Genomic DNA, 17,207 nt, shown 5'->3' with positions numbered 1-17,207 from the left:
GAGGGGAGAAGGGGGGCGCGGAGCCCATGCACCTCACAAGCCAGGCCTTGCCGCCTAATTCCGTAGGCGCCTTCAGATGCGCGTCGCCTTCAGCCGCTCCTCATCGAGAACGATGCCGAGGCCTGGTGCGACGCCGAGATCCAGCCAGCCGGCCTCGTGCTTGAGCGGCGACGCCATCGGATAGTCGCGACGAGCTTCGCTCCATTCCGGATTATCGTAGGGATATTCGAGCCAGGCTGCATCGGCAACGCCGGCGGTCAGATGCGCATTGGCGAGAACCCCGATGCCGTTCGTCCAGGAATGCGGCGTGAATTGCACGCCCGCCTCGCGCGCCTGATAAGCCAAACGCCGGCAACCGGTAATACCGCCGACAAGCGCGACATCGGGCTGAATGACATCGAAGGCACGCTCCTCGATAATATCGCGAAACTCGTAGAGCTCGCGCGTCATTTCGCCGCCGACGATCCTGACCGACGTTGCCTGTTTCAACTCTTTCATACCCTTGCGGTCGGAGCGGTGAAGCGGCTCTTCCATCCAGTAGACGCCGAGCCGCTCCAGCTCTTTCGCAACAGCAAGCGCATCCTTGAAGGTCCATGGCAAGGTTGTATCCCAGGGCATGCGCCAACCCTGATTGCAGTCGACCATCAGCTCCAGCCGGTCGCCGACGCGGGCGCGGGTCGCTTCCAGCGCCTTGACGTCCTCGCGCCAGCCGCCGCGACCGCCCGAGGACGAGGAGAAGCGCACCTTCATGGCCGGGAAGCCCTCGTCGATATAACGCTCGGCCTGATCGGCCATGGCAGATGGCTCGCGCAACACGCCGGAGGAGGCATAGAGCCGCACGCGGCTGGCGCGGCCACCGAGCATCCGCCAGACAGGCTCGCCGGTGATCTTGCCGGAGAGGTCCCATAGCGCCAGATCCATTGGCCAGCAGCGGCCATAATGGAAATTGATGTGCGACAGGACTTCATAATGCCGTTCGACATGCCGGGGATCCTGCCCGATGAACAGATCCTCATGCCCCTCGAAACCCTTCATCAGGTCGCCGGAGCCGATGCCTTCGCGACCCTCATCATCCCTGACGCGCACAATGGTCGCATCGAAATGCCGGCGCGGACGGCCATCCCAGCTCGCCTTGAACGCCGGATCGAGCGGCAGGCGGTGATGGGTGATCTCGATGGAAACGATCTTGCTCATGGTCATGCCTCCCCGCGAACCTCAACCGAACTGCTGCCAGATCGTCTTGTAATCGCAATATTTGTCGATCGCATGCACCGAACGGTCCCGGCCGAAACCGGACTGCTTGAAGCCGCCGAACGGCGTCGCGAAATTCGACATGTCATAGGTGTTGATCCACACCGTACCCGCATGGATCTCTTCGGAAAAGCGGTGGGCACGATCCATGTCCTTGGTGAAGACGGCGCCGGCAAGCCCATAGATCGTGTCATTGGCGATCTTCAGTGCCTCCTCCTCTGTATCGAAGGGGATGGCGGCGAGCACGGGGCCGAAGATTTCCTGCCGCGCGAGGCTCATGTCGTTGGTCATGTCGACGAAGACGCCCGGCGAGACATAATAACCGCCGGTCTCGCTCAGGACACGCTCGGCGCCGAAGGCACGCCGCGCCCCCTCCTTCTCGCCGGCCGCGATCATCGCCAGCACCTTGTTCATATGCTCTTCCTCGATCAGCGCACCAATCTGTGCCGAAGGATCGAGCGGATGCTTGAGCGAGATGTCCGAGCGGGTGACAGCCTCGATCTTCGCGATCAACTTGTCCTGCACCGAGCGCTGCACGATCAGACGGGTCGAGGCATGGCAGGTCTCGCCGGAATTATAGAAGCAGCCCCAGGCAGCGGCGACGGCAGCCGCATCGAGATCGGCATCTTCGAAGACGACCAGCGGTGACTTGCCGCCAAGCTCCAGCGCCACGCGTTTGACGTTCGATTGCGCCGCATAGCCCATAATCAGCTTGCCGACTTCAGTGGAGCCGGTAAAGGCGATCATGTCGACATCCATGTGCAGCGCCAGTGGCTTGCCGGTCTCTTCGCCATAACCCGTGACGACGTTGAAGACGCCAGCCGGCAGGCCGGCTTCGATCCCAAGCTCGGCAAGACGGATCGCCGAAAGCGAGGATTGTTCGGCCGGCTTTAGCACGACGGAATTGCCGGCAGCGATAGCCGGTCCCAGCTTCCAGGCATCGATGATCATCGGATAGTTCCAGGGCGTGATCGCCCCGACGACGCCGAGCGGCACCTTGCGCACCAAAGCCCGCGCATTCGGGCCGGTCGGCGCAATCTCGTCATACATCTTGTCGATCATTTCGCCGTAGAACTGGATGCCGTCGGCGCAGAGCCGCACATCGACACCAAGCGACGCCATGACCGGCTTGCCGACATCGATCGTCTCGAGCATGGCGAGTTCATCGCCATGGGCGCGAATGAGCTCCGCCCATTTCAGCATGATCTTCTTCTTCTCCAGCGGCTCCTTCTTGCGCCAGATACCGCTTTCGAAGGCGGCGCGGGCGGAGGCGACAGCGGCGTCGATATCGGCGGCATTGCCGCGCGCAAGCTCAGCGCCGGGCTTGCCGTCCATCGGCCGGATGCGAATGAAGGTTTCGCCCGAAGCGGCGGCTCGATGGGCGCCGTTGATGAAATGACGACCTTCTGGCTTGAGGCCGGACAGAACGCTCTCCCAATAGTCGCGCGTGTAATTCTTGGTCATCTCAAATTCCTTTCGGCAGCGCCATGACGGCGGCGGCAAACCGGTCGATATCGGCATCCGTCACATCACGGATCGTCGAGCGCCGCATGGGCTGGTTTTCGGTCGCGCGCATCTCGCGGGCGAGATCGGTTTCGTCGAACGGTTTGAACGCAGCCGGCAGCGCGCGCACGATGCCGCAGCGATCCATCCAGTCCGAGACGAAAGCGGGCAGATCGGCGGCGCTCTCGAGGCCGCAAGCCTTGGCTGCGGCGTTCAGATCTGCGGTATCGGCTTCGACGAGCCATGGCAGCGTCACTTCGAAGCCGAGCGCCGTCGCAAGCCCATGATGGACGGGACCGAGGCCTGCCAGCGCATGGCTGATATTGTGCGCGATCGCCGTGCCGCAATTGTCGATCGCAATGCCGCCAAAGCAGGAGCCAAGCAGCACGTCACCGCGAGCTGCCATATCGTCGGGCTGCTTGACGGTCGTCTCCAGCGCACCGGCCAGCAGCCGCAGCGCCTGATGCGCGTAGAATTGCGCGCCGAGATGCGTGTTGCGGTTCGTGGCTGCTTCAAAAGCATGGATGAAGGCATCGAGGCCGCACCATGCCGTCAGGCTGGCGGGCAGGGTCTTCGTCAGCGTGGGATCGAGGATGACGAGATCGGCCTTCGTCTCCGGACCCCAGATCCAGAGCTTCTTGCCCTCAGGCCCGGCAAAGATATTCGTCGCCGATGTCTCCGAACCTGTCCCCGCAGTGGTCGGGATCATGATCTTCTTCAGCGGATTTTTCGGCAGCGGATTGGCGGCCAGCGCGTAGTGCATGGGATCTTCGCCGGAGGCGATGCAGCAGGCAACGATCTTGCCGATATCGAGCGCCGAGCCGCCGCCGATGCCGATCACCATGTCAGCGCCCTGGCCTGCAGCGATCGCCCCATGCAGATGCGCAAGCTTCGGCTCGCCAGCAAAATCTGAAAAGACCTGCGTCTTCACGCCCGCTTCGGCAAGCTCGGCGCTGACCTTGGCAGCAAGGCCCGACTGCGCCAAGAAGGCATCGATCACCAGGAGAACGGTGCTGACGCAATCGAAGGATTTGACCGCAGCGGGAAGGCCAGAGAGCGCACCCTCGCCGAAATGAATGTCTGGGATGGCGGAAATGGAAAAGGACACGCAGGATCACCTTGGAGAAGCGGCTGATTTGATGTCATAATCCTGCATCACAATTTCAGATCTTCAAATCCGGGCAATTATCGGGAATATTGATGATCTGAAGTTATGGAGAGCCGATGCTAGAAAAAATCCCGCTTGAGGCCTTCCGCGTGTTCGATGCGGCCGCGCGCGCCATGAACTTCTCCCGCGCCGGCCGCGAGTTGAACATCACCCAGGCCGCCGTCAGCCGCCGCATCAAGGGGCTGGAAGATCATCTCGGCGCGACGCTCTTTACTCGGCGCGGCCGAAATCTGGCGCTGACACCGGACGGCGAGCGGCTATTCCAGCGCGTCCGCGCCACGCTGGAATATCTGGAAGAAAGCCTGGAGCCCTTTCGCACAGGAACAGGCGAAATCATCTCGATTGCGGCGAGCGGCTCGATCTCCCATCTCTGGCTCGGGCAGCGGCTGCGGGATTTCGGCAAGGAGAGCCCCGGCATCTCAGTCCGCCTGCTGACGACGGATGTGCACTCCGAACTCGCCTCGGAGAACAACGATCTCATCATTATCTATTCCACCGGCGAGCACCCGCGCTGGAGCCTGACGCCGCTCTTGAAGGAAGTGCTGGTGCCCGTCGCCTCGCCGGATTACCTGGCGGCCCGCGGTCTCGACCCGCAGGCACTGACGGCGGTCGACATTGCCGGGCTCGATCTCATCGACTACGAACGCGCCAATGCCCATTGGATCAGTTTCCGTCAATGGTTCGGCCGCGTCGGTGACCCCTTGAAGGGCAAGCTGCCGCGACCGCGCCTGTCCTTCTCGACCTACATCATGGCGGTGGAAGCAGCACTTAGGGGCGAAGGTATCGCGCTCGGCAGCCTCGGTCTCATAGAGGAATATCTACAAGCAGGCACCCTCGTCACCGTCGGCAACGACCGTGTCGAGAGCGGCTTTGGGTATTATCTCGGCGCACCGCGCTTCCGTTCGTTGTCTCCCGAGGCGGCGCAGCTGCACCGATATCTGCTAGGCGAGAATCGGTAGATCAATAACTGCCAACGCTTTGAAGCTGCAACATCGCATCCATGCTGGCATCCATGTCGAAAAACCATTCATTCGCTTCTTAGGTATATTGCAAGCAATCTAATTCGCGCCCATACAATTCGCATTGGGCTTTACTTCCGACACAACAAGCGAGCCTTTATCCCCCATTGGATTCGCAAGAGGTGCGGTTTCGTTATTGTCGCTCTGGCGCGAGGACATTTCATGACAGACAATCAGCCACGGCTTGGCCCGGCTCCTTATGTCATTGCTGGATTTTCGTTCTTTCCCCTCCTTGGTATTCCTTTCGGGATTACAGCGATTCTTTGGGGATTGCTGAGTAGGAAGAAAGGGGGGCGACTTTTAGCGATACTTGGTACGTGCGGAATCCTCGTTACCATCATCCTTATGGCAGTCTCTATTATAAGGGATTCGTCGAACGCGGCGGCATCGCTGATGACTTAAAAACGCGGCTCGCATCGCAGACGCTCAACACCTTAGTTCCGGCCGTAGAATTGTACCGATTACAGCATGGAACCTATCCAGCTTCCTTGGACGAACTGCAAAAAACAGCGGGAAAGAACAATGTAATTTTTATGAACGACCCGTTCCAATTCAGCGCATCACCAAGTCAGAACTTTTTCTATTATAAGCGCGTAGGTGTCGATCACTATTACCTTCGCAGCGTCGGTCCCGATGGCATCCCGTTCACGACCGATGATATCGTGCCTGATATTACCAATCCGTCGGGCAACTTGGGATTGCTGATCAATGAAACTCAGTCGCCGTGATGATTGTGTGACAGCTCAGCGAGTCGGCGAAAAACAAAAAGCGGCCCATAGGACCGCCTTCATCTCACTCATCACTATTCGGATCTCATCAATCCTGCGGGATCGAGCCGCGCAGATGCGAGAGTTCCATGATGAAGTGCTCCAGGCGCGACTTGTGCTCGTGATGCTCGGCATCTTCAAGCTCGGCCTTGGCGGCATTGATGCGGCGGTCCAGCTCGTCGCGGCTCATGTCTTCGACCGGAACAGCGGATTCGGCGAGCAGCGTGCAGCCGGTCGGTAGGATGTCGGCGAAGCCGCCGAAAACCACGTAGTCCTGCTTCTTGCCCGAAGCCGAATGCACCTTGACGACACCCGGCTTGATCGTGGTCATGGTCGGCGCATGGTTCGCCATGACGGTCATCTCGCCTTCGCTGGCGGGGATGACGACATCGATGACCTGTTCCGACAGCAGCAAGCGCTCCGGAGAAACCAGTTCGAAATTGAAATTGTCAGCCATGGCCCGTCACTTCTCGATTGTCTTATTCGCAAGGCAAGGGCGCGCGGACAAGGCCGCGCGCCGATGGATTGGCCTGATTAGGCGGCCAGCTTCTTGGCCTTTTCGATCGCTTCGTCGATCGAGCCAACCATGTAGAAGGCAGCTTCCGGCAGGTGGTCGTATTCACCGTTGACGAGGCCCTTGAAGCCCTTGATCGTGTCTTCAAGAGCGACGAGCTTGCCTGGCGAACCGGTGAAGACTTCGGCGACGAAGAACGGCTGCGACAGGAAGCGCTCGATCTTGCGGGCGCGGGCAACGGCCAGCTTGTCGTCTTCCGACAGTTCGTCCATGCCAAGGATGGCGATGATGTCCTGCAGGGCCTTGTAGCGCTGCAGCGTCGACTGAACCTTACGGGCAACTTCGTAGTGCTCTTCGCCGACGACCATCGGGTCGAGCATGCGCGAGGTGGAGTCGAGCGGGTCAACGGCCGGATAGATGCCCTTTTCAGCGATCGAGCGTGACAGAACGGTCGTTGCGTCCAGGTGGGCGAACGAGGTTGCCGGTGCCGGGTCGGTCAAGTCGTCGGCCGGAACGTAAATGGCCTGAACCGAGGTGATCGAGCCCGTCGTCGTGGTGGTGATGCGTTCCTGCATCTGGCCCATGTCGGTTGCGAGCGTCGGCTGATAGCCCACGGCCGAAGGAATACGGCCGAGCAGAGCCGACACTTCCGAACCAGCCTGCGTGAAGCGGAAGATGTTGTCGACGAAGAACAGAACGTCCTGGCCTTCATCGCGGAAGTTTTCAGCAACAGTCAGACCGGTCAGAGCGACGCGAGCGCGGGCGCCCGGCGGTTCGTTCATCTGGCCGTAAACGAGCGCGGCCTTGGAGCCTTCGCCGCCACCGTGCTTGTTGACGCCCGATTCGATCATTTCATGGTAAAGGTCGTTGCCTTCGCGGGTACGCTCACCCACGCCTGCAAACACCGAGTAACCACCGTGCGCCTTGGCGACGTTGTTGATCAGTTCCATGATGAGAACGGTCTTGCCAACGCCGGCGCCGCCGAACAGGCCGATCTTGCCGCCCTTCGCATAAGGAGCGAGCAAGTCGACGACCTTGATGCCGGTGACGAGGATCTGCGCTTCCGTGGACTGCTCGACGTAGGACGGAGCTTCCTGGTGGATGGCGCGCTTCTTGGAGGTGTTCAGCGGACCTGCTTCGTCGACCGGCTCGCCGATGACGTTCATGATACGGCCCAGCGTCTCGTGTCCGACCGGAACCGAAATCGGTGCGCCCGTGTCCTTGACCGGCTGACCGCGAACCAGACCTTCGGTCGAGTCCATGGCAATGGTGCGGACGGAATTTTCGCCGAGGTGCTGTGCGACTTCGAGAACCAGACGATTGCCGTTATTGTCGGTTTCAAGCGCGTTCAGGATCGCCGGGAGCTCGCCGTCGAAAGCAACGTCCACAACGGCGCCGATAACCTGAGTAACCTTACCGACAGAACCTGCGGGGGTAGCTGCGTCAGCCATATTCTTACCCTCTTTTCCCTAACCTCAGAGCGCTTCCGCGCCCGAAATGATTTCAATCAATTCCTTGGTGATCTGTGCCTGGCGCTGACGGTTGTAGTTCAGCGTCAGCTTGTTGATCATCTCACCAGCGTTGCGCGTCGCATTGTCCATCGCGCTCATCTTGGCGCCCATCTCGCCGGCGACGTTTTCGAGCAACGCGCGGAAGATCTGGACGGAGATGTTACGCGGGATCAGGTCCGCGAGGATCGAAGCCGCATCCGGCTCGTATTCGTAGACGGCGCCCTTGTGGGCTGCATCTTCTTCGACGACGGCGGGAGCCGAAGCCGGAATGAGCTGCTGTGCCGTCGGGATCTGGCTGATCACCGACTTGAATTCGGAATAGAACAGCGTGCAGACATCGAATTCGCCGGCTTCGAACATCTCGATGATGCGCTTGCCGATGGCGTCGGCATTGTCGAAACCGATGCGCTTGACGTCGCGCAATTCCTTGCGCTCGACGATCAGCGATGCGTATTCGCGGCGAAGGACGTCATAACCCTTCTTGCCGACGGTGAAGATCTTTACCGTCTTGCCTTCCGCCAGAAGCTTGCGGGCATGGTCACGGGCAAAACGCGAAATCTGCGAATTGAAACCGCCGCACAGACCGCGCTCGGCCGTGCAGACGACGAGCAGATGCACATCGCTCTTGCCGGTTCCGGTCATCAGCAGCGGCGCGCCGTCAGCATCGCTGACGGCAGCCGAGATGTTGGCCAGAACAGCGGCCATGCGCTGCGAATAAGGCCGAGCGGCCTCGGCCGCCTCCTGCGCACGCCGAAGCTTCGCCGCGGCGACCATTTTCATCGCCTTGGTGATCTTCTGCGTCGCCTTGACGGAGGCGATCCGGTTTTTCAGATCCTTGAGTGAAGGCATCCTTGGTCCGTCCTAGAGCTTGGGCCCGATTACGCGAAAGACTTGGCGAAGCTGTCGAGAGCAGCAGTGAGCTTACCCTTCGTCGCGTCGCTGATGGCCTTTTCGTTACGGATGGTATCGAGGATGTCCTTGCCTTCCGAGCGGAGGTACGACAGCAGGCCCTGTTCGAACTTGCCGACCTGAGCAACAGGCAGCTTGTCGAGGTAGCCGTTGACGCCGGCGAAGATCACCGCGACCTGCTCTTCCGTCTTCAGCGGCGAGAACTGCGGCTGCTTCAGGAGTTCAGTCAGGCGAGCACCGCGGTTCAGCAGGCGCTGCGTTGCGGCATCGAGGTCGGAACCGAACTGGGCGAAGGCGGCCATTTCGCGATACTGGGCGAGTTCACCCTTGATCGAGCCTGCAACCTGCTTCATCGCCTTGATTTGAGCCGACGAGCCGACGCGCGAAACCGAAAGACCGACGTTAACGGCAGGACGGATACCCTGATAGAACAGGTCGGTTTCGAGGAAGATCTGGCCGTCGGTGATCGAGATCACGTTGGTCGGAATGAAGGCCGAAACGTCGTTACCCTGCGTTTCGATGACCGGGAGAGCGGTGAGCGAACCAGCGCCCTTCTCGTCGTTCATCTTTGCAGCGCGCTCGAGGAGGCGCGAGTGCAGATAGAAAACGTCGCCCGGATAAGCTTCGCGGCCCGGCGGGCGGCGCAGCAGCAGCGACATCTGACGGTAAGCAACGGCCTGCTTGGAGAGGTCGTCATAGCCGATCAGGGCATGCTGGGCATTGTCACGGAAGTATTCACCCATGGCGCAGCCGGCAAACGGAGCCAGGAACTGCATCGGAGCCGGATCGGAAGCGGTCGCCGCAACGATGATCGAGTACTTCAGGGCGCCGCGCTCTTCGAGCACCTTGACGAACTGGGCGACGGTGGAGCGCTTCTGGCCGACGGCGACGTAGACGCAGAAGAGTTTTTCGCTGTCCGGACCGTTATCCTGGATGGACTTCTGGTTCAGGATCGTATCGAGGATGATCGCAGTCTTGCCGGTCTGGCGGTCGCCGATGACAAGCTCGCGCTGGCCGCGGCCAACCGGGATCAGAGCGTCGATGGCCTTGAGACCGGTCGACATCGGCTCATGAACCGACTTGCGCGGAATGATACCCGGAGCCTTGACGTCGACGCGCGAACGCCGGGTCGCGTTGATCGGGCCTTTGCCGTCGATCGGATTGCCGAGCGCGTCGACAACGCGGCCGAGAAGTTCCGGACCGACCGGAACGTCAACGATCGCGCCGGTGCGCTTGACGGTGTCGCCTTCCTTGATGTCACGGTCGGAGCCGAAGATAACGACACCGACGTTGTCGGCTTCGAGGTTCAGCGCCATGCCGCGGATGCCGCCGGGGAATTCGACCATTTCGCCGGCCTGAACATTGTCCAGACCGTAGACGCGGGCGATACCGTCACCGACGGAGAGAACCTGGCCGACTTCGGAGACTTCAGCTTCCTTGCCGAAGTTTTTGATCTGATCTTTCAGAATTGCGGAAATTTCCGCGGCGCGGATATCCATCAGCCGACCTCTTTCAATGCAAGCTTAAGGGTGGAGAGTTTGGTGCGAAGGGACGTATCGATCTGACGCGAACCGACCTTGACGATCAGGCCACCAAGGATCGACGGATCGACGGTGACGGCAATCGTCACGTCCTTGCCGGTGACGCCCTTCAGCGCCGCCTTCAATTCATCTTCCTGCGCAGGAGTGAGCGCATGGGCCGAGGTGACCTCGGCGGAAATCTCGCCGCGATGCTGGGCGGCGATGATGCGGAAAGCCTTGATCATGCCCGGCAGCGCAAAAAGGCGCCGGTTGCTGGCCACAAGCTTCAGAAAATTGGTGACATAGGCGCTAAAGCCGGCCTTCTTCGCCAGCACTTCGATCGCGCCGACCTGCTCTTCAGCCGAAAAGACCGGGCTGAGGACGAAGCGCTTCAGATCGTCGCTTTCATCGAGCATGGCTTGGAACCGATCGAGATCGGCTGCCACTGCCGGCACGGCACCCTCTTCAAGAGCCAATTCGAACAGCGACGAGGCATATCGTTCTGCAACGCCAGAAACATGCTGGGATGTGTCTGCCACGGGCACAAAATTCCCTGATTTCAACCCAAGAACCAAACTTCCGGGTGACGGAAGCGATATGCCCTTGAATTCGTTTTGATTTCCCCCAGAAATCAGCAGGAGCGCGCTCCTGCCTCATCCGAAATTCGGGGTTCGTCTAACATAGGATATTGAGACTCGCAACACGCGTATTCGACGAATACGCCATTCGGGCGAATTTATGATGGCAAAATTTAAAAAGCATGGGGATAGCACAGGCAAAAATGGCCGCGCCGGAGCGTTTTCGGCTCAAATATAGCCAAGACCATAGAGAAAAGGTAGCGCCGCAAGAATCGCCTGCACAACCAGAAGGAGAAGACTCAAAAATACACTGCCCCGATCGGACATGAGCGACAGGATGCGACCGAACGCCGCGACACCGAAGGAGGCGCCGAGCGCGAGATAGATCATCGGCTGCGCCAGGAGGATCGCCACCAGCCCGAAACCGACCATGAAGCCACCGGCCGAGCGCGCTTCCGCATAGGCCTCCGACCGGCCCTCCTTCACCTGCAGCTTGAGGAAGCGGTAGGTGTAGCCTGGTGCGAACATCAGGAAAAGGCCGATCAGTGCCGTGACGGCAGCCGAACAATAGGCAAGCCGCTCGCCGAATTCTGTCGGAAAATAAAGCTCCATCGGTTTTCCTCAAGTCAGTCAAATCAAATCAATCACAAGGAGAAATCGACATATGACATGAAGCGCGGTGAGAGGGAATACGGTACGAAATGCGCGGGATGAACATGTATAAATATCGCAATTATATGAAAATATTTACATTATCCCTATTTTAGATTATTTTTGGCTGAAAAGGGATAATCCGGCATCGTTGTCAATTTCTTTGCTGGAAATGAGCTTATCCCTTTTCAAGGGAAAAATTTTCTGAAAGGGATAAATTGTTTCATTTCAGTGAATTAAAGAGCGATCAAATAAGGCAGACCATCGATACGGAGCAGGTATTCGAAACCTGGCTCGCCGTAAATGCCGAGCTGTCTCATCGATTTGCAGGCGCCATGGCATGGAAAACGGTTTCCGGACGCGACTACCTTTATCGCAAGGCAAAGACTGCATGGAAATCACTTGGCCCGCGCTCTTTCGACACTGAGCAAACTTACCACCAATTTCATGAGGGCAGAAACGAACGTCGACAGCGCCTGGCCACATTATCGACCAAGCTCGACGAAATGGCGGCCATCAATCGGGCTATGCGACTTGGCAGAATGCCATTAACAACCGCGCGTATTCTGCGGGCGCTCAATAGGGCCGATCTTATCGGTAGCGCTCTGGATATTGTCGGCACGAATGCGCTTTTTCTCTATGAGAGACTTGGCGGCATCAGGATCGACAGTGGCCTTCTCGCAACCGGCGACATCGATCTGCTTTTCGACGCGCGAACAAACCTCAATCTTTTGCGAAGGAATATCGGCGCGGAAGGGTTGATGGGTATCCTACGCACTGCCGACAAATCGTTTCATTCACTTGGTAAGCGGAGTTTCCGCGCCGCAAATAAGGATGGATATCTTGTCGACTTGATCGGCCCCATGCCATCGCATCCCATCAGCAATTCAAGGCCCGCCAGTATTGGTCAGAATGAGGATGATCTGGCCGCCGTCGAGATAGAGGGCCTGCAATGGTTAGTTAATAGCCCTAAGGTGGCAGCTATTGTCCTTGATGAACGCGGCTACCCCGTCCAATATACCTGCCCCGATCCTAGAAGTTTTGCCTTGCACAAGCTTTGGCTTTCACGCCGGGAAGATCGCGACCCCTTGAAGAAACTCCGCGATGAAGCGCAGGCTCATGCGGTCGCAAACATGATAGGCCGTTATCTGCCGCACCTTCGATTTGACGACCCCGTACTCGGCGCTATCCCGAAGGGCCTGCGAAAGCTGTCCCATGAGTTGGAACACACAGCGTCGAAGTCGCCAGACGATAAAATCGAACCGAATTGGTAACTTCATAAGAAGCTTTGCGGATCGATATCGAGCTGCACTTGCACGGAGCCGCGCTCTTTCGGTGATTGCGCCAGCATCGCACGCAGAAAGCCCTGCATGTCGGAATTGCGCCTGCCATGCACCAGCAGCCGGAAGCGATGGCGGCCACGTACCAGCGCGATCGGCGCTTCGGCAGGACCCAACACCGAAATGCCCGAAACCTGCGGCGCCGCATTGCGCATGCCGCGCGCATGGGTCTCGGCATCCTGCCTACTGTCGGCCGAAACGATGATCGAGGCAAGCCGGCCGAAGGGTGGCAAGATGGCCCTCTCCCGCTCCGAAATTTCGCGCTCGTAAAAGGCGGTGGCATCGCCGGATACGATCGCCTGCATGACGGGATGCTGCGGCTGGTAGGTCTGCAGCAGACCATGGCTCTTGAGACCGGTTCGCCCGGCGCGTCCCGTCACCTGCGACAGGAGCTGGAACGTCCGCTCGGCAGCGCGCGGATCGCCATTCGCCAGGCCGAGATCGGCATCGACGATGCCGACCAGCGTCATCAGCGGAAAATTGTGCCCCTTGGCGACGAGCTGCGTGCCGATGACGATATCGGCCTCGCCCTTGGCGATGGCGTCGAGCTCCAGCCGCAGCCGCTTGACGCCGCCCATGATGTCGGAAGAGAGCACGATCGTCCGCGCCTCGGGGAAATGCCGCTCCACCTCTTCGGCAATGCGCTCGACGCCCGGGCCGCAGGCAACGAGGTGGTCGAGCGTGCCGCATTCGGGGCAGGCCTCCGGCGTGCGCTCGGCATAGCCGCATTGATGGCACTGGATCTGATTGCGGAAGCGATGCTCCACCAGCCAGCTCGAACATTGCGGGCACTGGAAGCGATGGCCGCAGACGCGGCAGAGCGTCAGCGGCGCATAGCCGCGCCTGTTGAGGAACAGGAGCGCCTGCTCGCCCTTGGCAACCGTCTTGCCGATCGCGCGGATCATCACGGGCGAAAGGAAGCCGCCGCGTTCCGGCGCATGCCGGCGCATGTCGATCAGATGCAGGTCGGGAAGAGCCGCATCGCCAAAGCGCGTCGGCAGGTGGATCGTCGTGTAGCGCCCGCTCTGGCCATTGACCTGGCTCTCGACCGAAGGCGTCGCCGATACCAGCACGACCGGGAAATCACCGATGCGGGCGCGCACTACGGCCATATCTCGCGCATTATAATAGACGCGATCCTCCTGCTTGTAGGCCGGGTCATGTTCTTCATCGACGATGATGAGCCCTAGATCCTCGAAAGGCAGGAACAGCGCTGAACGCGCCCCGGCCACGACCCTGACTTCGCCGGTAACGGCTTGGCGCCAGACCTTTTCTCGCATCTTCGGCGCAAGATCGGAATGCCATTCAGCCGGCTTGGCGCCGAAGCGATCCTGAAAGCGCTCCAGAAAACTTGCCGTCAACGCGATTTCCGGCAGCAGGATCAGCACCTGCTTGCCACGTCTCAGCGTTTCGGCGATGGCCTCGAAATAGACCTCCGTCTTGCCGGAACCGGTAACGCCATCGATCAGGGAAACCGCGAACTCACCCTTGCGTACATCGGCCAGGATCTCATCGGCCGCATCCTTCTGCGGCCCTTGCAACCGTGACGCGGTGAATTCCGGATCGGGCTTGGCGACGACGGGCGGCGGCGGCAGGAAGATGGTCTCGAAAATGCCCTGCGAAATCAACCCGTCGACGACACTGGTGGAGACACCGGCCGCATGCGCCAAGCCGAGCCGCGTCCACGAAAGCCCGTCGGCGGCAATCTCCATTACCTTGGCGCGCGCCGGCGTCATCCGTTCCGGCTGCCCGCCGATGAATCGCAGTCCCTCGACCATCGGTTCGGGATCGAAGGCGGCCGGCGCTCTCAGCGCCATGCGCGCCACCAACCCCGGCGGCGACAGCGTATAAGCGGCAACCCAATCGATGAAATCGCGCATATGCTTGCCGAGCGGCGGGCAATCGAACACATGGCTGATAGGCCGAAGCTTCTTCGGATCGACACCACCATCATCCTCGCCATCCCAGACCACGCCGATCACCTGCCGCGGCCCGAGAGGCACCTGCACGACAGAACCAGGCTCGACCGCCATGCCCTCGGGCACCGCATAGGAATAGGCCCGCGGCGCCGGCATCGGCACGAGAACGGGCACAGTACGGCTCATCACAGGCTTTGCAGGCGCCGCCTCGAAAAGCGCACCGAACAGATCGGAAGAATCTTTGCTCATTGCGCCAGACCATGCCCCGGACGGACGCAAAAGAAAACCCGGATTGCCGCTACTCATCTTCATCATCGATCTCGCCAGTCAGCCGCATGCCGTCGATCCAGGTGGAGCCGTCCTCACGGATCACCTGGCGCGGCTTCGCTCCACAGCGCTCGCGAACGACCTCGGCCAGACGTTCTGAATGAGTGACGATCCAGATCTGGCTCGTCTTTGCGGCCGCGGCGATCATGTCGGCAAGCGGCACCAGCATGTCGGGGTGCAGGCTCGCCTCCGGCTCGTTGAGCGCGATCAGCGGCGGTAGGCGATAGGACATCAGGGCTGCTGCAAGACCGAGGAAGCGGATCTGGCCATCGGAAAGTTCGCGCGGCTGGAAGATGCGGTTGGGAAACTCGGGCAGCATCAGGCCGAAATCCGCCATTTCCTGCGGTTCGGGCACAACAAGCCGCGCCCCTCCGAGCGCTGCGGCTAGAACCCGGTCCAGCTCCACGGTGTCTTCGCGCGTATGGACGAGGGTTGCGAAAACGGCGGCGATATTGGCGCCATCCTCGTCCAGCATGGGAGACGTCACGGCAAGGCAAGGCGCACGCAGCGGCGAGCCGCGATCGGTGCGGAAGCCGTGGTAGAATCGCCAGGCGTCGACGGCGCGCCGGAACGTGCCGACCTCCGGAAAATGACCGGCATCACCGAGTAATGCGACCGCGGTTTCGGAGGTCAGGGCGTTCTCCGGATGCGCCTGCATGCGGCCGCTCTCGCCGCGCACGGAAATGCCTGGCCCCTCGCGCTTCATCATCGTCACCGGCCGCCGCCCCGTCTCGACGGAAAGTTCCTCGGCCTTGACCTGCGGCTCCAATGGAAATCCGGCGGATGCCACGGGCGGCCGCATGCCCGCTTCGATCCAGTAGCGAAAGGTCGCCGCCCGCTCTATGTCGAGCAGTTCGACATCGAAGCGGATACGGGCGGACTCATGCGAACGCCGCTTGCCCGACCACATGGCCGAGAACATGCCGCCTTCGCTCGATATCTCGTGCGCCAGCCGCCCACGAACAGCAGCCTGCACCAGCTGCAGGGAGCGATAGAGATTGGACTTGCCGACACCGTTCTCACCGATGAACAGATTGACATCGGAAAGATCCATGCGGATCGAGCGCAGGGAGCGATAATTGCGGGCAAACATGGAGCGAAGCTGCATGCGGAGGGTTTAGCCGATTCCGATATTAAAGAGAATGCGAAACCAGAGGCTCGTCCTGGTTCGGAGGGACGAGCGGCGAGAAGGTTGCGTTTCCATCCGCCGCAAGATCGAAGACGGTGTGCCTCTCCAGCGCCTTCGTCACCTCGTTGACGTCGCCGTCCAGATGTTCGACGGGAATGAGATTGCCGACGAGGAAATCGAACCGGTCGCCGCGCTTGTTGAGCAGCTCGTGGAACACGGTCATGTCGCGCAGCTCGGTCGACCATTTGGCGAACCAGTAGAACAGGCCGGAATTGCGCGCCGTCAGATGCACCGGCAGGATCGGCAGATTGTATTTACGTGCCAAGCCCACGGCCGAGGTCTTCCACGGGCGTTCGTTCAGCCTGCCGTTCGCCCAGTAGGCGATGCGGCCGGACGGGAAGAGCACGGTCACCTTGCCCTCCGCCACGGCGCGGTTGGTCAGCTGCAGCGTCTCGCGCGTCTTTGGCTTGCTCTTATATTCCTCGCGCCACTCCACAGGGATGATCATCTCGGCAAAGCGCGGGTTGACGCGTACCGCATCGCGGTTGGCAAAGATCATCATATCGGGCCGGCGCGACTTCAGAAGATCGAAGACAGCAACGCCATCTGCAATGCCTGTGGGATGATTGCTGACGAGAATGAAGCCGCCCTTAGCCGGGATACGATCGGGATGGGTGACGCCGATATCGAGCCGCAGCAGATCGCTCATATATTCGAAGCATTGAAAGCCGGAGAGCTTGGCGACATCGTCGGCGAACTCGATTGCCTTGTTGTAGCGCAGCAGCGTGTAGAGAAATGGGCGCATGAGCGGCCAGAGCGGATTACGCACGATCTTTTGCCCGCGCTCGGCGATGAGAGTATCGACAATATGTCCGGGCTGGCCCTGAGACACCAAAGCGATCGCTTCTGCAAGTTGTCCCAGTGCAGTTATCGAGCCGCGGCGCGCCATGAAGTGTCCTGAATGGTTGGGAGATATTCTATCGCAATCGAATATGATCGAAGCATGACAAGCGCCTCGCATATGGAAGGCGAACCATCCGAGATCCGGAATCGACCCATATGCAGTTTCATTGAAGTCCAGCTACTCCCCGCAGCACGAAG

At 60.0% G+C, this 17,207-nt stretch carries 15 protein-coding genes; 3 read left to right on the top strand and 12 right to left on the bottom strand.

All coding sequences use genetic code 11. The features are described from left to right. Positions 1–72: 72 nt before the first annotated feature. The 3 genes from GDN47_RS29485 to GDN47_RS29475 are packed head-to-tail and all read right to left on the bottom strand — an operon-like array spanning position 73 to position 3,862. Positions 73–1,194, bottom strand: coding sequence for a mandelate racemase/muconate lactonizing enzyme family protein (locus GDN47_RS29485; RefSeq protein WP_113354302.1), 1,122 nt, complete (start codon positions 1,192–1,194; stop codon positions 73–75). A 21-nt stretch (positions 1,195–1,215) separates the two neighbouring features. Continuing rightward, the gene (locus GDN47_RS29480) at positions 1,216–2,715 is read right to left on the bottom strand and encodes an aldehyde dehydrogenase (protein ID WP_145636128.1); all 1,500 of its coding nucleotides are present in this window, start codon (positions 2,713–2,715) and stop codon (positions 1,216–1,218) included. A gap of 1 nt (position 2,716) precedes the next feature. Further along, complete coding sequence (locus GDN47_RS29475; protein WP_145636126.1) at positions 2,717–3,862, bottom strand: iron-containing alcohol dehydrogenase; 1,146 nt, start codon at positions 3,860–3,862, stop codon at positions 2,717–2,719. A gap of 116 nt (positions 3,863–3,978) precedes the next feature. On the opposite strand from GDN47_RS29475, the gene GDN47_RS29470 reads away from it, so the two are divergent. Further along, a complete protein-coding gene (locus tag GDN47_RS29470; protein ID WP_145636123.1) occupies positions 3,979–4,881 on the top strand; it encodes a LysR substrate-binding domain-containing protein in 903 nt (300 codons plus the stop codon). A 377-nt stretch (positions 4,882–5,258) separates the two neighbouring features. Continuing rightward, complete coding sequence (locus GDN47_RS29465; RefSeq protein ID WP_210248399.1) at positions 5,259–5,669, top strand: type II secretion system protein GspG; 411 nt, start codon at positions 5,259–5,261, stop codon at positions 5,667–5,669. 88 nt (positions 5,670–5,757) lie between these two features. Here GDN47_RS29465 and GDN47_RS29460 read toward each other — a convergent pair whose 3' ends face one another. The 6 genes from GDN47_RS29460 to GDN47_RS29435 all read right to left on the bottom strand — a co-directional run bounded on the left by GDN47_RS29460 (position 5,758) and on the right by GDN47_RS29435 (position 11,352). Further along, positions 5,758–6,165 (bottom strand): F0F1 ATP synthase subunit epsilon, encoded by a 408-nt coding sequence (locus GDN47_RS29460; RefSeq protein WP_095436050.1) that lies wholly within the window; start codon positions 6,163–6,165, stop codon positions 5,758–5,760. A 77-nt stretch (positions 6,166–6,242) separates the two neighbouring features. Next, positions 6,243–7,673 carry a F0F1 ATP synthase subunit beta gene (gene atpD / locus GDN47_RS29455; protein WP_069613407.1) on the bottom strand — a complete coding sequence of 477 codons (1,431 nt, stop codon included), beginning with the start codon at positions 7,671–7,673 and terminating at the stop codon, positions 6,243–6,245. A gap of 24 nt (positions 7,674–7,697) precedes the next feature. Further along, complete coding sequence (locus GDN47_RS29450; RefSeq protein WP_015341388.1) at positions 7,698–8,582, bottom strand: F0F1 ATP synthase subunit gamma; 885 nt, start codon at positions 8,580–8,582, stop codon at positions 7,698–7,700. A 29-nt stretch (positions 8,583–8,611) separates the two neighbouring features. Then, on the bottom strand, positions 8,612–10,141 hold the full coding sequence (gene atpA / locus GDN47_RS29445; protein WP_113333649.1) for a F0F1 ATP synthase subunit alpha: 1,530 nt from the start codon (positions 10,139–10,141) through the stop codon (positions 8,612–8,614). Next, a complete protein-coding gene (locus GDN47_RS29440) occupies positions 10,141–10,707 on the bottom strand; it encodes a F0F1 ATP synthase subunit delta (RefSeq protein ID WP_145636121.1) in 567 nt (188 codons plus the stop codon). The genes atpA and GDN47_RS29440 overlap by 1 nt, the downstream gene beginning before the upstream one ends. 261 nt (positions 10,708–10,968) lie before the next feature. Beyond that, positions 10,969–11,352 carry an AGROH133_08824 family phage infection protein gene (locus GDN47_RS29435; protein ID WP_145636119.1) on the bottom strand — a complete coding sequence of 128 codons (384 nt, stop codon included), beginning with the start codon at positions 11,350–11,352 and terminating at the stop codon, positions 10,969–10,971. A 257-nt stretch (positions 11,353–11,609) separates the two neighbouring features. On the opposite strand from GDN47_RS29435, the gene GDN47_RS29430 reads away from it, so the two are divergent. Then, positions 11,610–12,665 carry a nucleotidyltransferase family protein gene (locus GDN47_RS29430; protein WP_145636117.1) on the top strand — a complete coding sequence of 352 codons (1,056 nt, stop codon included), beginning with the start codon at positions 11,610–11,612 and terminating at the stop codon, positions 12,663–12,665. Positions 12,666–12,667: 2 nt separating this feature from the next. Here the strand turns inward: GDN47_RS29430 and GDN47_RS29425 are convergent, their stop codons facing one another. From GDN47_RS29425 to GDN47_RS29415, 3 genes are read right to left on the bottom strand one after another with little or no spacing between them, the layout of a single operon-like run. Beyond that, entirely contained in the window at positions 12,668–14,899 is a 2,232-nt protein-coding gene (locus tag GDN47_RS29425) for a primosomal protein N' (RefSeq protein ID WP_152094811.1), read from the bottom strand. 49 nt (positions 14,900–14,948) lie between these two features. Next, on the bottom strand, positions 14,949–16,085 hold the full coding sequence (locus GDN47_RS29420) for an AAA family ATPase (RefSeq protein WP_145636113.1): 1,137 nt from the start codon (positions 16,083–16,085) through the stop codon (positions 14,949–14,951). Positions 16,086–16,110: 25 nt separating this feature from the next. After that, positions 16,111–17,055 carry a GNAT family N-acetyltransferase gene (locus GDN47_RS29415; RefSeq protein WP_145636112.1) on the bottom strand — a complete coding sequence of 315 codons (945 nt, stop codon included), beginning with the start codon at positions 17,053–17,055 and terminating at the stop codon, positions 16,111–16,113. Positions 17,056–17,207 lie beyond the last annotated feature (152 nt).

Source organism: Martinezella dioscoreae, from assembly GCF_009176305.1.
Taxonomy (GTDB): domain Bacteria; phylum Pseudomonadota; class Alphaproteobacteria; order Rhizobiales; family Rhizobiaceae; genus Rhizobium; species Rhizobium dioscoreae.
This window is presented reverse-complemented; position numbering and strand designations above follow the sequence as displayed.

Excerpts from the sequence above, each read along its gene's own strand:
- GDN47_RS29485 (WP_113354302.1), bottom strand. The coding sequence starts at position 1,194 with ATGAGCAAGATCGTTTCCATCGAGATCACCCATCACCGCCTGCCGCTC.
- GDN47_RS29480 (WP_145636128.1), bottom strand. The coding sequence starts at position 2,715 with ATGACCAAGAATTACACGCGCGACTATTGGGAGAGCGTTCTGTCCGGC.
- GDN47_RS29470 (WP_145636123.1), top strand. The coding sequence starts at position 3,979 with ATGCTAGAAAAAATCCCGCTTGAGGCCTTCCGCGTGTTCGATGCGGCC.
- GDN47_RS29460 (WP_095436050.1), bottom strand. The coding sequence starts at position 6,165 with ATGGCTGACAATTTCAATTTCGAACTGGTTTCTCCGGAGCGCTTGCTG.
- atpD (WP_069613407.1), bottom strand. The coding sequence starts at position 7,673 with ATGGCTGACGCAGCTACCCCCGCAGGTTCTGTCGGTAAGGTTACTCAG.
- GDN47_RS29450 (WP_015341388.1), bottom strand. The coding sequence starts at position 8,582 with ATGCCTTCACTCAAGGATCTGAAAAACCGGATCGCCTCCGTCAAGGCG.
- atpA (WP_113333649.1), bottom strand. The coding sequence starts at position 10,141 with ATGGATATCCGCGCCGCGGAAATTTCCGCAATTCTGAAAGATCAGATC.
- GDN47_RS29435 (WP_145636119.1), bottom strand. The coding sequence starts at position 11,352 with ATGGAGCTTTATTTTCCGACAGAATTCGGCGAGCGGCTTGCCTATTGT.
- GDN47_RS29425 (WP_152094811.1), bottom strand. The coding sequence starts at position 14,899 with ATGAGCAAAGATTCTTCCGATCTGTTCGGTGCGCTTTTCGAGGCGGCG.
- GDN47_RS29420 (WP_145636113.1), bottom strand. The coding sequence starts at position 16,085 with ATGCAGCTTCGCTCCATGTTTGCCCGCAATTATCGCTCCCTGCGCTCG.
- GDN47_RS29415 (WP_145636112.1), bottom strand. The coding sequence starts at position 17,055 with ATGGCGCGCCGCGGCTCGATAACTGCACTGGGACAACTTGCAGAAGCG.